The sequence below is a fragment of the Streptomyces sp. NPDC042201 genome, from assembly GCF_055582185.1.
Genome location: NZ_JBVJDS010000021.1, coordinates 75,378 through 89,513, shown reverse-complemented (window position 1 = coordinate 89,513; position 14,136 = coordinate 75,378). Strand labels below are relative to the sequence as shown.

The 14,136-nt window shown below is 75.0% G+C and carries 7 protein-coding genes and 1 pseudogene; 1 reads left to right on the top strand and 7 read right to left on the bottom strand.

Annotated elements, in window-relative coordinates; all coding sequences use genetic code 11:
* Positions 1-95: 95 nt before the first annotated feature.
* A complete protein-coding gene (locus ACZ6MZ_RS33530; RefSeq protein WP_469356308.1) occupies positions 96-329 on the bottom strand; it encodes a winged helix-turn-helix domain-containing protein in 234 nt (77 codons plus the stop codon).
* A 91-nt stretch (positions 330-420) separates the two neighbouring features.
* Between ACZ6MZ_RS33530 and ACZ6MZ_RS33525 the strand changes: the two are divergent.
* Positions 421-570: pseudogene (locus ACZ6MZ_RS33525) on the top strand (gamma-glutamylcyclotransferase family protein); the annotation flags it as partial.
* Position 571: 1 nt separating this feature from the next.
* Here ACZ6MZ_RS33525 and ACZ6MZ_RS33520 read toward each other — a convergent pair.
* The 6 genes from ACZ6MZ_RS33520 to ACZ6MZ_RS33495 all read right to left on the bottom strand — a co-directional run bounded on the left by ACZ6MZ_RS33520 (position 572) and on the right by ACZ6MZ_RS33495 (position 13,958).
* Positions 572-1,327, bottom strand: a complete 756-nt coding sequence (locus ACZ6MZ_RS33520; RefSeq protein WP_469356306.1) for a SanA/YdcF family protein — start codon at positions 1,325-1,327, stop codon at positions 572-574.
* 63 nt (positions 1,328-1,390) lie between these two features.
* Positions 1,391-3,160 carry a hypothetical protein gene (locus ACZ6MZ_RS33515; protein WP_469356304.1) on the bottom strand — a complete coding sequence of 590 codons (1,770 nt, stop codon included), beginning with the start codon at positions 3,158-3,160 and terminating at the stop codon, positions 1,391-1,393.
* Complete coding sequence (locus ACZ6MZ_RS33510) at positions 3,157-6,807, bottom strand: vWA domain-containing protein (protein ID WP_469356302.1); 3,651 nt, start codon at positions 6,805-6,807, stop codon at positions 3,157-3,159. Before ACZ6MZ_RS33510 ends, ACZ6MZ_RS33515 begins: the two co-directional genes overlap by 4 nt.
* Positions 6,794-7,954, bottom strand: coding sequence for an ATP-binding protein (locus ACZ6MZ_RS33505; RefSeq protein WP_469356314.1), 1,161 nt, complete (start codon positions 7,952-7,954; stop codon positions 6,794-6,796). Before ACZ6MZ_RS33505 ends, ACZ6MZ_RS33510 begins: the two co-directional genes overlap by 14 nt.
* A 29-nt stretch (positions 7,955-7,983) precedes the next feature.
* Positions 7,984-13,038, bottom strand: a complete 5,055-nt coding sequence (locus tag ACZ6MZ_RS33500) for a hypothetical protein (protein ID WP_469356300.1) — start codon at positions 13,036-13,038, stop codon at positions 7,984-7,986.
* Positions 13,035-13,958 carry a DUF4132 domain-containing protein gene (locus ACZ6MZ_RS33495; RefSeq protein WP_469356298.1) on the bottom strand — a complete coding sequence of 308 codons (924 nt, stop codon included), beginning with the start codon at positions 13,956-13,958 and terminating at the stop codon, positions 13,035-13,037. Before ACZ6MZ_RS33495 ends, ACZ6MZ_RS33500 begins: the two co-directional genes overlap by 4 nt.
* Positions 13,959-14,136 lie beyond the last annotated feature (178 nt).

Sequence of the window (14,136 nt, the reverse complement as noted above, 5' to 3'; positions counted from 1 at the left end):
TCCAACCGGCTTCTGCACACCGCGAGTTCATCTGCCCTCATACCAGCAGGAAACCACCAGAAAGACCACCTGCCTAGAGAGCTAACAAAGCCCTATTAGGCCCTGTCCGGTCGATCTTCGCGGGCCGGCTCTGCGGGGCCGACCACGAAAGTCCCTTTCCCCCACTCCGTCCGCACAGTGCCCCGCTCGCGCAGAACCCGGACCGCTCGGTGGACGGTCTCCCGGGCCACCCTGTGCCGCTCGCACAGCTTGGACTCTGACGGGATGCGCTCGCCCGGACCGATCTTCCCCGCCTTGATATCGGTGGTGAGCGCGTCCAGCACCCGCATATAGGGAGCGTGCGGGGTGTGCGGGGCAGCACGGCGTATCTGGCGTGGCTCACGGAGGAGACCGTCGCACCATGAGGACCGGGCGTGAGGGGGAGCGCTCCTGTATGACGGACCCGGCTATCCGTACGCGATCGAGGCTCCCGGCACGATCGTCGGCGAGCTGGTGACGGCGGCGCCGGGGGCGTACGGCGAACTGCTCCGCGTACTCGACGAGCTGGAGGAGTACGGAGCGCCCGGCGAGGTCAGCCGGTCCCGCGCGCCGCCAGTGCCTCGGTCACCCCCGTCTCCACCGGACCCAGAAATCTGGGATCGGGGCGCAGCACGGCGTCGAGCGTCCCCTTGCCGGCGGCGAACATCTCCCGGATCCCGCCGTAGTACCAGGTCACGTCGTGCGGCTCGGTGACCCCGACGCCGTACGACTCGACGCCCGCCGCCCGGCAGAGTGCCACCGCGCGCCGGACATGGAACCCCTGCGTCACCAGCACCGCCCGCTCGACCCCGAATATCTTCCTGGCCCGTACGCAGGAGTCCCAGGTGTCGAACCCGGCGTAGTCGCTGACGATCCGTCCGTCCGGCACGCCGCGTTCGACGAGATACGTCCGCATCGCGTCCGGCTCGTCGTACTCCACCCGGCTGTTGTCCCCGGTGACCAGGACGACCGTCACCTTGCCCGCGCGATACAGCTCGGCGGCCGCGTCGAGGCGGTGCGCGAGATACGGCGTCGGCCGTCCTGACCGCAGTCCCGCGCCGAAGACCACGGCGACGTCCCCGGCCGGGATGTCGGCGACCGTACGGACGCGGCTGTCGGCGACGGCGTGCATCCAGGTCGCGGGCGTCAGCGCGAGCACGCACCCCAGCACGACGGCCTGTACGGCGCGGCGCTGCCCGCGCCGGGTGCGCGGCAGTCGTGGCAGACGCAGACGCAGACGCAGACGCAGACGCAGACGCAGACCCGAGCGTAGGCGTGGGCGCGACAGCTTGAGCTTCGGTAGCGGCATGGTCCCCCCTGGCGGGATCGTGGTTCCCCGGTTATCTCCCTGTACGACGATCGGCGGGGCCGATCAGTTCACGGATATGTCCGGCGAGGACCAGGCCGCCAGCAGCAGCGATTCGGCCGCCGCCGACGCGTAGACCGCTGCGGCCAGCCAGGCCAGCGCGAAGCCCTCGGGATCGGCGGGCAGCAGTCGGCCCAGGACATCGTGGCGGCGGTCCGCGGCGGCCTCCGCCAGTGCCTGGACCCGCTGCGCGCCGGTGGTGAGGCCCACGGCCCGCAGCCGGCGCGGGAGTTCGCCGTCCGCCGACGCCGCGGACACCGGGCGGCCTCCCGCGACCGCGCGGTCCACCGTCCGGCGCAGAAGATCCAGCTCGATGGGGAGCGCGGGCGGCGCGGCGGCCACCGGTGGAGCCGGCGCCCCCGCCGGCGCGGCCGGACCGGCCGGTATGTGCGCGCGGTTGAGCCGCCGCAGGCCCAGATCCGCGCGGACCGGCTCGCCGTCATGGCCCGTCCAGGACGCGGCGAGCGGCTGGACACGGTCGGGACGGTCGGGGACGACCCGCGCGATCAGCCGCAGCGTGAGTCCGGGGCGGCCGGCGAGCAGCTGGAGGTTCTCGCTGTACGGGAGTTCGGGCCGTTCGTCCGGCGCCGACAGCCGCAGTGTGGGGCCCGCCGTGACGGCGAAGCCCGTGCCGGTGACCGTGCCGTCGAGGAAGAGCAGATCGCCACCCGCCGTACGGGCGTCGGCCGGCTCGGCCAACCAGCCGAGCGCCGAGGCCAGTTGGGCGGCGGGTGGCCGCTCCCAGAGGGCGGCGAGCGGCGGTTCGTGCCACCCCGCGCCCGTGGCCCGTACGGACCGGACCTGACCGCCGCCACCGATCCGGCCGTCCGGCGAGACGGTCGGCGCGGTGAGGACGACCCCGCCGCCGTCGCCCAACTCACGCAGCGGAAGGGCGCAGCCGCCCGGCACCGGTGTACCCGAAGCCTGGAGCGCGCGGTCCGGTCCACCGGGAGCGACATCCGACAGCGTGCGGAGCGTGTGGTCGGGGGCGAGGGCGTACGCGGTGGCTCCCGCGTATCCGGACGCGGTCACCACCGGTTCGGTGAGCAGGCCGTACAGCCGGAGCGGCCCTTCCGGCCGGTAGGCGCGGCGCGCGGGGGAGAGGGCCTCGGCCGGGCGCCGTACCAGATCGAGCAGCTCCGCCAGCCCGGCCGAGAGATCGGACAGCCGGAACCCCGGGTCGTCGGAACGGGCCTCGCCCAGCTGCCGGGCGATCCGCACGGCGGTGGCGGCGGGGCGGTGCAGCCCGGCCAGCCGCGCCGAGTGCGCGGCATGGAGCAGCTCGGCCCGGTGGACCGCTCCGGAACCGGAGACGCCCGCGACCAGGACGGCCGTCACGGCGTCCCGCAGGGCGCCGAGGGCGAAGGACTGAGCGGGAGTGGGCAGTCCGGAGGCGACGGGTGCAGGGGACTCCTCCGCGCCCGACGGCTCCCCGGGCTCCTCTTCTTCTGCTTCTCCTTCTTGTTCGTCTTCCTGCTCCACCGCGAGCGGTGCGCTCGACAGAACGGCCGCGCGGTGCAGACAGGCCGGTGCCAGCAGACAGCCGCACACGGCGTCGTCTGCGGCGGCGACGATCCCGGCGGTGATCTTCAAGGTCACCGCCGTGTCCTCCGCGACACGGACCAGGACCCCGTCCGCGGTGGCCTCCACCGGCCAGACGGCGGCCTTCGCGACCGCCCCGTCCACGCGTTTGCGCAGCCGGGCGGGGAGCAGATCGAGCGCGGCTGCCGCCACCTCGGCGGTCACCGGCGGCAGTACCGGAGCGGAGTCCGTCATCGGTGTGCACCTCCTACGCGTTCGCCGACCCAACGGGCCAGCTCCAGGGGGCTCAGCGCCGCGACCGGCATGCCCGCCCCCACCAACTGGCCCGCCACGCCGACCGAATAGCGGGGCCGTCCCTCGTCGTCCAGCGAGGCGCAGCCCAGGACATGGCACCCCGCGTCGACCAGCGCCCGTACCTCCGTGAGCAGCGGGGAGACCGGGCCGCCCTCCTCGAAGTCGCTGATCAGCACGACCAGCGTGCGGGACGGCACCGTCACCAGCTCACGGGCGTGGCGCAGCCCGCGCGCGATGTTCGTACCGCCGCCGACCCGGACCTCCAGCAGCAGGCTCAGCGGATCCTCGACCTGATCGGTGAGGTCGAGCACCTCGGTCGAGAACGCGACGAAGTGCGTGCTCACCGCCGGGACACCGGCCAGTACGGAGGCGGTGAGCGCCGCCCAGACCGTCGAGGCCTCCATCGAGCCCGAGACATCCACGACCAGGACCAGCCGCCAGTCGGCGGCCTTGCGGGCGCGCGTACGGAAGACGGGCCGTTCGGGCAGGACCGTCACGGCGCCCGTGTCCGGATCGCGGCGGGCGGTCGCCAGATTCGCGCGCAGCGTACGGGCGAGATCCAGCGGGCCGCCGGGGCGGCGGGTCGGGCGCGGATGGGAGAGCCCGGTCAGCGCGGGGCGCATCCGGTTGGCGAGCGCCTCGGTCAACTCGGCCACCAGCCGTGCCACCAGGGGCCGCAGCCGGGCGAGTTGCTGCTCGGGGAGGCCGCCGGCGTACGACAGGACGGTACGGAGCAGCTCCACGGACGGCCGCGCCGACGCCGGGTCGAGCTCCAGGGCGGCGTCGAACCGGCCCGCGTCGGCGGCAGCGGCGAGCACCTCTTCGCGTACACCGGGTCCGAAGAGGGCGGACAACTCCTCCGACCAGGAACGGACATCGGGATACGACGCCCCGTCCCCGCCCCGGGAACCTCCGCCGGCCCCCTCCTCGCCCCGGGCGCCCTCGCCCCGCCCGTATCCGTACAGCTCGTCGAGCGCGCCGGCGATCCGGGCGGCGCCTCCGGTGAGCCCCCGCCCCCGCCCGAGCAGCAGCCGCCACCGCTCGCCGGGTGTGAGATCCCGTCCTGCCACGGGCGCGGCTGCCCGAACCGCGAGCCCACCGCCGGCCAGCGGTGCGCGTCCCTGCCCGGGCAGCCCGTCGGGCGGCGCCTCCAACCGGTTCCGCGGCTGCTCCCGCGGCGCAGTCCCCGCGTCCAGTCCCCTCGCCGCCAGGGCCTCCCGGCCCGCCAGATCCGCCGCGGCGAGCAGGGCCAGAGCCGTGGGGTCCTTCAGCGGTCCCGGGAGGGTGCCCGTGGCGAGGCCCGTGCGGTCCTCGACCGTGGCGAGCAGCCGGGCACGGGCCGCGGGGGAGAGTGTGTCGAAACCCCCTCGCAGCGTGGGCAGCCGGTCCAGGAAGTCGCGGTCGGACAGCGCCTCGATCCGCTCCAACAGCGGGTCCAGCGCGCGGCCCGTCTCCAGCAGCGGGCCCGCCGCCAGCAGTGCCCCGCGCAGGAATCCGGCCAGATCGGCACGGAGCGCGGGCGTCGTCGCGCTGTCCACACGGGACGCCAGGCGGGTGCCGAACTCCGTCGCGTCCCGCTGCCCCAGCAGCACCCGGGCCGCCCCCGCCGCGCCCCGGATCAGCGGGGTGGCCTCTGCATCCAGCCGGGCCAGCGCGGCGTCGAGCCGCAGGCCGCCGCCGAGCGCCGCGGCCGCCCGGTCGGCCAGCGAGACCAGCGCACGCGCGTCGGCGGGGTCGGTGGACCCCGCCAGCCCGTCCAGCGCGCGGACCCCGGCGGCGGCCAGTGACTCGTACGCCGCGCCGAGCGCGTCCCGTTCCCACATCGCCGGGAGCCCCGGCAGATGACCGGATGCGAGCCGGTCCACCAGGGCGAGCCCGCCCAGCAGTTCCGGCAGGGTGCCGGACGCGGGCAGCAGTTCTGCGGTCTCCGACAGCCGTTCCACGGCGAGCGCGGGCAGCCCGCAGCGCGCCGCCTCCTCCAGACCGGCGAGCACCTCGGCGGCGGTCGGCCCGCCGAGCCGGCGCTCGGCCGCACGCCGCTGCCGCAGCATCCCGGCCGCCGCCTGATCGAGCGTCACCCCGTGCACGCCCGCCACATCGAGCATCGCGGTGGTCGAAGGGGACCAGGCCACGGCCCAGCGCGTGGTCAGTGGGGCGGCGTCGCCCACGCCCGCCACGTCGCCCTCCTCCCCGTACGGAACACGGCAGACCGCGAGCCGGCGCAGACACACCTCACGGCGCCGGTCCAGATCGCCGCGGTGCGCGTCGAGGCGGAGTTCCCGGCGGGCGGGAGCCGTCGGGGTGGGCAGCGACAGCTCGCCGAGCAGCGCCTCGACGGCCGGTCCCAGGCCCGAACGGGGTGTCCCGGGGGCGAGCCGCCCCTGCCGTACGCCGACGAGGACCTTCTCCATGGCGGCGGCCACGACCCGGCCCCGGCCGAACAACTGCCCCTGGGTGAGGACGGTCTGCGCCGCCTCCGCGAGCTCCCCGCGCCCTGCGGCGGGCAGCCCGCGCAGCGTCGCCAGATCCCGGGCCACCCGGACCACCTCACGGGCGTCGGCCGGCCCGCTGGGATGTCCGGCGTCCCGTACGGCGGCACAGATCCGGACGGCGGTCGCCGTCAGCAGATCGTCCAGCAGCGCGGGATCGCCCCCGGCCCGATGCACCCCGCGCTGCCACTCCGGATCCCTGATCCCGGCCGGGTAGCCGGACCGCTCGTCCAGCAGCGCGTACGAGTACGGCACGAGCGAGGTGACGACGGACGCGCCCGCGCGGGACGGCGTACCGCCCGGCGTGGCGGCCGTGGCACCGGCCGGCCCGCCCGCGACGCATGGCTCCGCCGCCCCCGGCAGCAGCGCGGGCGCGTGGAACGCGCCGATCACCGCCGCCGCACGCCGGCCCTCGTGCTCGGCCAGCCGGCGCCGCATGTTCGCCTCGCGCCGCAGGTCGTACGGGTCGATCGCACCCGAATCCGATCGCAGGGCCCAGCCGACCAGCAGCGCCGCCCGCCGCAGCGCCTCGGCGCCGGAGCCGGGGGCGGTCGCCTCGACGAGCCGGTCCCACAGATCGTCCCCGGGCCGCCCTCCCGCGCGCGCCCGCAGCGCGGCGGTGAGCGTCCCGCCCGCCGTAGCCGTAGCCGTAGCCGGATCCGGACCCGGGCTCGGAACCGGCTCAACGGCCGGTTCAGGGCCGTCGTCCGGCTCCCTCGCCGCCAGCGGCAGATCGAACGGAACGACCTCCACCCCCGCGTCCCGCGCCCAGCGGATCGCCGCCAGCTCCGGGGAGAACTCCGCGAACGGCAGGAACACCAGGCCGCCCGACGCGTCGCCCCGGCTGCCCGCCAGGGCGACCGGAGGCACCGTCGCCGGGTCGGCGAGATACGGCAGCCAGTCGGCGAACTCCTCCGGCAGCTCGACGAACAGCACCTCCGGCGCCGCCTCCGCCAGCATCGCCGGTACGGCCGCGGCCAGCGCCGGGGAGTGATGCCGTACGCCGATCAGATACGGCTCCCGGCATCCGGCCAGTGCGGCCAGCGCGGCCGGCGGAGACCCCTCGCCCGGCCCGGCCCCCGGCTCATCCCAGCTCATCGCGCAGCTCCCACAGCGTCCGCCAGAGCGGCGCACCGGCTTCCGCTCGGCGGCGTACCGGACCGTCCCAGTACCCCAGCAGGCGTGCGTGGTCGGCCGGGTCGTCCTTGCGTACGGTGCCGAGCAGATGGCCCGGCAGCGTGCGGACGACATCACGGCCGTCGCCGAGATACGCCGCGCCGAGCCCCATCGAGGTGGCCACATGGACCGCTTCCGCCGTCGACATGACCGTCGAGGGGCGCTCGATCTCCCAGCCCTCCGCACTGCGCCCGGTCCGCAGATCCCGGAACGCGGTGACGAGGGCTTCGAGCACCGTGTCATCGACCGAGAACGTCGCCCCGCCGCGCACCAGCGCCGCCGTCGCCTGGCCGCGCACCAGTTCCGTCTCCGCGTCGAGGTCGCCGATCGGGCCGACCGTCTCGAAGTTGAACCGCCGCTTCAGGGCGGCGGACATCTCGGAGACGCCCTTGTCCCGGAGGTTGGCGGTGGCGATCAGGGTGAAGCCGGGCACGGCGTGCACCGTGCCGTCACCGCTGTCCCCGCCCGCCAGTTCCGGCACGGACATCCGGCGCTCCGACAGGAGCGAGACCAGCGAGTCCTGCACCTCGGGCAGACAGCGGGTGACCTCCTCGACGCGGGCGACCGCGCCGCGCGTCATGGCCGTGAGGACGGGGGAGGGCACCAGGGCCTCCCGGCTCGGCCCCTTGGCCAGGAGCATCGCGTAGTTCCAGCCGTAGCGCAGCTGGTCCTCCGTGGTGCCCGCCGTGCCCTGCACGGTGAGGGTGCTGCTGCCGCACACCGCGGCCGACAGCAGCTCGGAGAGCATCGACTTGGCCGTGCCGGGCTCGCCGACCAGCAGCAGCCCGCGTTCCCCCGCCAGCGTCACCACACACCGCTCCACCAGAGCGCGGTCGCCGACGAACTTCCGTGACACGACGAGCTGTCCGCCGTCCGCCGAGCGCAGCGGCCGACCGTCCGAGCCGCAGACGAACAGCACCACCGCGCGCGGGGTCAGCCGCCAGCTCGGTGGCCGCGGTCCTTCGTCGTACGACGCCAGGAACGCCAGCTCCGCCGCGTACCGGTCCTCCGGCAGCTCCATCTGCCGCCCGGACCCCGTCCGCGCTTCCGTACCGCTGTCCGCTTCCATGCCCGTCTCCGCGTCCGTCCCCGTCGCCGTCATCGTCTGCCTCCCCGGCCGCCGCGGCGGCCCTGGAACTCCTCGAACCCCGGCGCGTCGCCGGCGACGACCCGCCGCCACGCGGCCTCGTACACCTCGGGCACCGGCCGGTCGGGCACCACGAAGCCCGGCAGCTCCCACGGCAGCAGCGCCGTCTTCCAGCTCTCCGACGGCAGCCGTGGTGTCGGCTGCTCCAGCCAGCCGCCGGGCAGGAAGAGCGACCGTCCCGCCCGCGCCCGCCTGGCCTCCACCACCAGGTCGGTGGCGGCCAGTTCCGTACGGGCCTTCTTCAGCCGGGCCGGCTTCCAGCCCGTCCACTCGGTCTGGTGACGGTCCGTCGGGTCGGGCAGCGCGAGCAGCATCAGATAGAGCGCCGCCGCGTCCTCGGAGAGCCCGAACCGCTCCACCGCCAGGCCCACCAGCTCCGGCACGCTGTGCTGCGGGTTCTGCTGCGCCCCCGGCGGGCCGTCGGCCGAGACCAGTTCCATGAACTCCTCGCTCAGCAGCGCCCGCAGCGCCGCCAGCGCGGGCGCCGCGCCCGCCGTCGCCGCCAGCAGCTTCAGGTCGGGATGATCAGGACCGCCCTCACCCCGGTCCCCGCTCCCCGCCCCGGCCCCGTCCTCGGCCCACGCCGCAGGCAGTACGGCCGCCGGCCGCACCCACACCTCGTCCCAGTCCCGTCCGTACCGCGTCGGGGCCAGCACCAGCGCCGCCGACAGCGCGAACAGCTCCTTCTCGTCGCCGCCGCGCCGGGGCGCCAGGCCATGGGCCTCGCGCAGCCGCGGGGACACGGCGTCGTAGCCGGAGTCCCGGTCCACGCCCAGGTCCAGCAGCAGACCGGGGTCGGCAAGCCGCTTCCGCAGCATCCGCGCGGTCACCGGCAGGACCGCCCGCAGCGGATCGCCGTACGGCAGCCGGTACGCGAGCCAGCGCAGCGCGTCGACCGTGGCCTGCAGCGAGGTCCCGGTCAGCAGCAGACGCGGCTCTGCCGGTTCCAGCGTTCCGTCGGCCATCCGCTGTTCGGTACGGCCCCCGAGCCGCTCCTGCCACTCGGGGTTGAGGGCGTCGCTCACGGCGGTGCCGCCGCCTATTTCGGCCACCATCCTTCTGATCAGGGCGGGCGGTGTGGGCCGTCGCCTGCCGCGCGCCGCGATCCACGCGCCCACCAACGGCTCCGAGGCGAAACCGGTGGTCCACAGATCCGCCACCCGCTCCGGCTCGGCGGGGAGCAGGAGGCCGGTGAACGTCCGCCGTTCCCGGATGCTCAGCGCGGCCATCGTTCCGACCGCCACCTGCGCCTCGGCGCTCTTCGCACCCAGCGGCTCCAGATACTCGGCCGGCAGGGCCTGCTGGCTCCGGTAGCTGTTCAGCCCGGGGGAACCGAGCTGGAGCAGCGCGCCCGCCGCCGGCGTGATTCCCACCCGCTCCGCGAAGTCCACGGCCTGCTCCGGGCGGTAGGGCAGCGGGCCCTGCTCCCGTACGAGCTCCAGCAGCCGCCGCACCGCGGGCGCCCGCAGCGGGTCGTCCGCCGCGCCCAGCACCTCGGACGAGATGAGCGTGCAGCCGTCCCAGCCACCGAAGGCCCCGGCCGGGTCGTACTCGACGCAGTGCCAGTACGCGTCCTTCTCCTCCGTCCGCAGCCGGCCGAGGAACAACAGCCGCCGGGCCCCGGCGTGCCGCACCTCGCCGGTGTACTTGTCCTCGTTGGAGGCTCCGGGGATCCGTAGCTCCACGGCCCGCAGCCGGCCGCGCGGGTCGATCAGCGGCGCGTGGTCGTCGCCCCCGCCGGCCGGTGCGGCGCCCCGCACGGCCAGCGCCGTGTCGAGGAACTCCAGCAGGGCCGCGCGATGCTCGTCCGAGGTCACGGGCGAGGCGGCGCGCAGGGCGAGCGCCACCATCCCGGAGCCGCACAGCGTCACCCACCCCTCGCTCGGCCCGCGCAGCGCCGTCCGCCCCGGGACCGCGACGGGCGCCAACAGCTGCGGCAGCAACCGGATCTGGTCGAGGACCGACGTGCTGCTCCGGGGCCGGTGCTGGTAGAAGTACCGGTACGTCGGCTCGGCGAAGCCCTGGAACGCCTCGCTCAGGACACCGTCGAAGGCGTACCGGACCTTCGGCTCCTCCGGATCGCCGGAGTCCTGTTCCTCCGTGGCCCGTTCGGCGAGGGTTTCGAGGCGCCTGCCGTGGCGAACCGCCTCGTCCAGCAGTCCGGCCACGCCCGCCACCAGAGCCGGGTGGGTGACCTCCGGCAGCAGCCGCCGCACGGCCGCCTCCGGCTTCGTGTCGCCTGCGACGGCCGCCAGCAGCGCCCGCGCGTCCGCCTCCGTCACCTCGCGCAGCGCCGCGGAGCCGCGTTCGTCACGCGGCCGCAGCGCGTGCCAGTACGCCACCGGCGGCACGATCACGGTGCCCGCGGCGTACACGCCGCCGCGCTCGCCCTCGGCCATCCGCGCGAGATGGACGCCGTCGGCGTCGTAGAGATCGATCCGCGCGTCGAATCCGTTCGACTCACGGGGATGCAGTACGGCCCCGCCGGGCAGCCGCAGCGGCGGCACGGGAATGCCGTGGGTCAGGTGCTGGACGCGGGAGCGGGGCGGCATGGGGACAGCGGGGCTGCGGCTGCCGTCCACCGAGCAGGCCGTCAGTGTCCGCTCCGCCGGGTCGTACGTGACCCACCAGCCCAGCAGGCCGTCCTTCGTGCCGAACGGCGAGGATTCCAGGCCGGGTTGTACGGGAAGCAGCCGGCAGGCCCGCTCCAGCAGCTGTCCGCCGCCCTCGGCCAGCGCGGAGTCGAAGAAGGCGGGCACCGACACCCGGCCCCTGCGGGCGGACTCGGGGTCGTACTCCCACCACTGGTTCTCGTGCAGCACCCATACGGAGATGCCGTCCGAGACGACCGGGCGGCGCTCCGCGGCGAAGGAGGTGTCGCCCGCGTGCACCGGCCGGCCGCCGTAGCAGCGACCGCCGTCGGGCAGGGCGAACGAGGGCGTCCGGGCCTCGGTCCAGTGGTCGTTCAGCTCGCCCGTGGGCTTGAACACCTCGGCGGGGCGGCCCGACCAGACGGCCCGCCGGTCGTCGCCGTAACCGTTGGCGATCAGCCACTGGCCTTCTACATAACGGACCGTCACCGCGTCCCGGTGGGCCGGCGCGGTCGTCGGCAGGCTGAGGACACGTTGGTCGAGCACGCCCGTCGGCCGCACCGCCGCGACCTGGGTGCCGACCCGGACCAGCAGCGCGGGCCAGGCGTCCGAGAGTTGGTACCACTGGTCGGCGTTGTAGCCGTAGCGCGTGCCCGAGGCCTTCGCGTCGACCCTCCCGAGCCCCGGCAGCGCCTCTTCCAGGGCGGGCCAGACCAGCTCGTCGAGGATGCCCGCCCGCAACGTCCTCGCCAGGGCCGGAGCGGGCGAGACCGCGGTGATCCGCCGCACCGCGTCCGGCGCCGTGGCCAGCACGGACCGCGAAGAGAACCGGGTCAGCCGCCGCAACTGGGCGTCCAGCGCGGGCAGTCCGAAGGGCCGCGACAGATCGTCCGCCCGCTCACCGAGCCAGCCCACGAGCACGGTACGCAGCGCGGGATGGCCGACGACCTTTTCGAGCCGTGCCGGGGCTTCGTCGTTCTCGCCCAGCTGCTCCACGCCGGCGCGCAGCAGCCGGGTGAACCGGGGATCGGCCGTCAGCGCGGCCAGATCCCTGCGGCCCTCGCGCTCGTCGAACAGCCAGTCGGCCAGATCCAGACTCCCGCCGTCCTCCGAGGGACCGGCGACCGGTACCCCCCAGGCCAGACAGGCGTCCAGCAGATCCAGGTCCACCGTGACGCGCCTGCCGTAGCCGCCGAGCAGCCGTACGGGCGTGCCGTCGGCCACCAGCCGGTCCACCAGCCGCTCGGTCAGGGCCAGTTCGGCGGCCAGCCGCTTGGTCGCCCGCCAGCCGCGCTGCCGGTGCCTGGCCCAGGACGACAGCCACTCCGCGGCCGGAACCGTCCCGTCCACCAGCAGGGCGACCGCCCCGCACCGGTCCAGCAGGGCGAGCCAGGAGGCGTCGAACTCCTCGGGGCTGTCCCCGCCCGTGGCGGGCAGCAGCGTCAGCAGCCGCTCACGCACCGCGCGGTCCTCGGCCGCCACGGCGGCCAGGGCCGGCAGCGCGGACTTCCAGAAGCTGGCCGCCGCGCGGTTCATCGGGCCGGTGTGGATGATCTCCGCGAGCAGCGACCGCTCCTCGGCGTCCGCGTCCAGGGCCGCGCCCTTCGCGAGACGCCGCAGATCCTCCAGCATGCCCGCGTACGGGGCGAGTCCGGCCGCGCACCGCTCCAGCGAGACCGCCTTGAACTGGCCGTACGCCTCGGTCGCCGACAGCCGGACCGTCAGTGCCTTGGCGTGCTCGCGCAGGGCCTTGCCGCTCAGCGCACCGGCCCCGGCGAACTCCAGGAAGACCTCGCGCAGCCGCTCCTCGTCCACATCCAGGGCGTGGCGCTGCTCCGCCGCCCGCGCCTTGCCGAAGAACGTCGAGGCGTACTGGCGCGACTCGGCGGCCAGGAAGTGCCGCGCCACCTGCTCGTAGAAGGTGGGCAGGAAGTGCGGTACGGACCGGTCCAGCCGCTCGCCGATCTCGTCGAACCCCTCCTTCGCCAGCCCCGGCTTCGTGGCGACCAGCCGGGTGAGCCGCTCCATCTCCTTGACCACGGCGAGCGCGTGATGGCCGTTGCCCGGGTCGTGCACGAGCGCCCAGGCGGGGAAGCCCAGCGACTGCTGCTTGACCCGGCCGACCTCGCCGACCTCGGCCGCGCCGAATCCCAGGTACTCCAGGGCGAGATCCTCGGCGGCCCCGATCGCCCCGGGCACCAGCCGTACCACCGCGCGCCCGTCCAGCGCGGGATGGCCGTACGCCCGCGCGGTCAGCACATCGCCCTCGGCGCCGCCGAGCGGCAGCACCGCGCCGGCGTCCAGCAGGTCCTTCTCCGGCGATGTCACGGCCGCCGTCTTCTTGCCCGCCGCCTTCTGGTCGGCTGGCGTCTTCTGGTCGGCCGACATCCCGCCCGGCCCTCGCACGTCGCTCACAGCGCCCCCTCCTCGTCACTCACGACCACACGGCCCGCGTACACCAGCGCGGCCATCCGCTCACCCTCCGACCAGGCGACCGGCCCCACCTCCGCGAGCGGCAGCCGCCGCCCGGCCGCGTCACGCCACTCCAGCGAGCCGGTCAGCGTCTCCGTGTCGGGATAGTCGTCCCCCAGCCAGTACGCCGCCTCCAGCGGCCGCCCGTCCTCCACCAGGGGGCAGACCACCTGGCCGCCGCGCACCCGGTAGCCGAGCGAGACCGCACGCGCGGTGGCGTGCCGCAGCTGCTCGAACTTCCCGTTGGCGTACGCCCGCCAGTCCTGCGCCGTACCAGCCGTACCGGCCGTACTACCGGCGTCGGCGGGGTCGTCGGACGGCTCCGGCCGCCGCCACACCTCGCGGAACAGCTGCTCCGCGCCCTGCTCGACCCCCAGCTCCGCGGCGAACTCCCGCAGCTCCGCCAGCTCTTCGAGCAGCACCGGATGAGGAATCAGCACCGTCGCCACCTTGGCCGGGTCCAGCCGCACCGAGTCCCCGTCCAGATCGACGATCCCCAGCCCCCGCACCGGATCCGCGTCCCGCAGAAACCCCGCACGCGCCGTGTCGGCCGAGCCGTCCGCGGCCACCGGCGCCACCACGAGATCGCGCAGCGCCGACTGCCAGGCCGCATCCGGCCACACCCGCGCCAGCAGGGCCACCGGAACCGGCAGCGAACGCACCAGCCAGGCGTCCACCTGCTCCCGGCACTCCCGCTCGTGCCGCTCCAGCCACTCGGCCAGCTGCCGCAGCCGTACCACCTCGGCGTCATCCTTGAGCTTCGCCGGCACCTGTTTCAGTGCCCGGCCCGCGGCATTGCGGCACAGCACCCGTGTGCCGTCCAGCGTGACGGCATAGCCGCCCGACGTCTCGATCCAGCCCATGGCAGGACCCCTCCCCGACCTTCTGGTTCCGAACGATCTTCACAGTAGGTGAGGGGTCTGACAACGAGCCGACAGTGCCTGCCGAGGGTGCCTGCCGAGGGTGCCCGCCGACCGTGCCCGCGACGCCCCGCGCCAGGTCCGCCGCCCCCTCGCCTCCGCCCGGGACAGCCGCTCCGGT

Coding starts and splice junctions, on each gene's coding strand:
- ACZ6MZ_RS33530 (WP_469356308.1), bottom strand. CDS start 329: ATGCGGGTGCTGGACGCGCTCACCACCGATATCAAGGCGGGGAAGATC.
- ACZ6MZ_RS33520 (WP_469356306.1), bottom strand. CDS start 1,327: ATGCCGCTACCGAAGCTCAAGCTGTCGCGCCCACGCCTACGCTCGGGT.
- ACZ6MZ_RS33515 (WP_469356304.1), bottom strand. CDS start 3,160: ATGACGGACTCCGCTCCGGTACTGCCGCCGGTGACCGCCGAGGTGGCG.
- ACZ6MZ_RS33510 (WP_469356302.1), bottom strand. CDS start 6,807: ATGAGCTGGGATGAGCCGGGGGCCGGGCCGGGCGAGGGGTCTCCGCCG.
- ACZ6MZ_RS33505 (WP_469356314.1), bottom strand. CDS start 7,954: ATGGAAGCGGACAGCGGTACGGAAGCGCGGACGGGGTCCGGGCGGCAG.
- ACZ6MZ_RS33495 (WP_469356298.1), bottom strand. CDS start 13,958: ATGGGCTGGATCGAGACGTCGGGCGGCTATGCCGTCACGCTGGACGGC.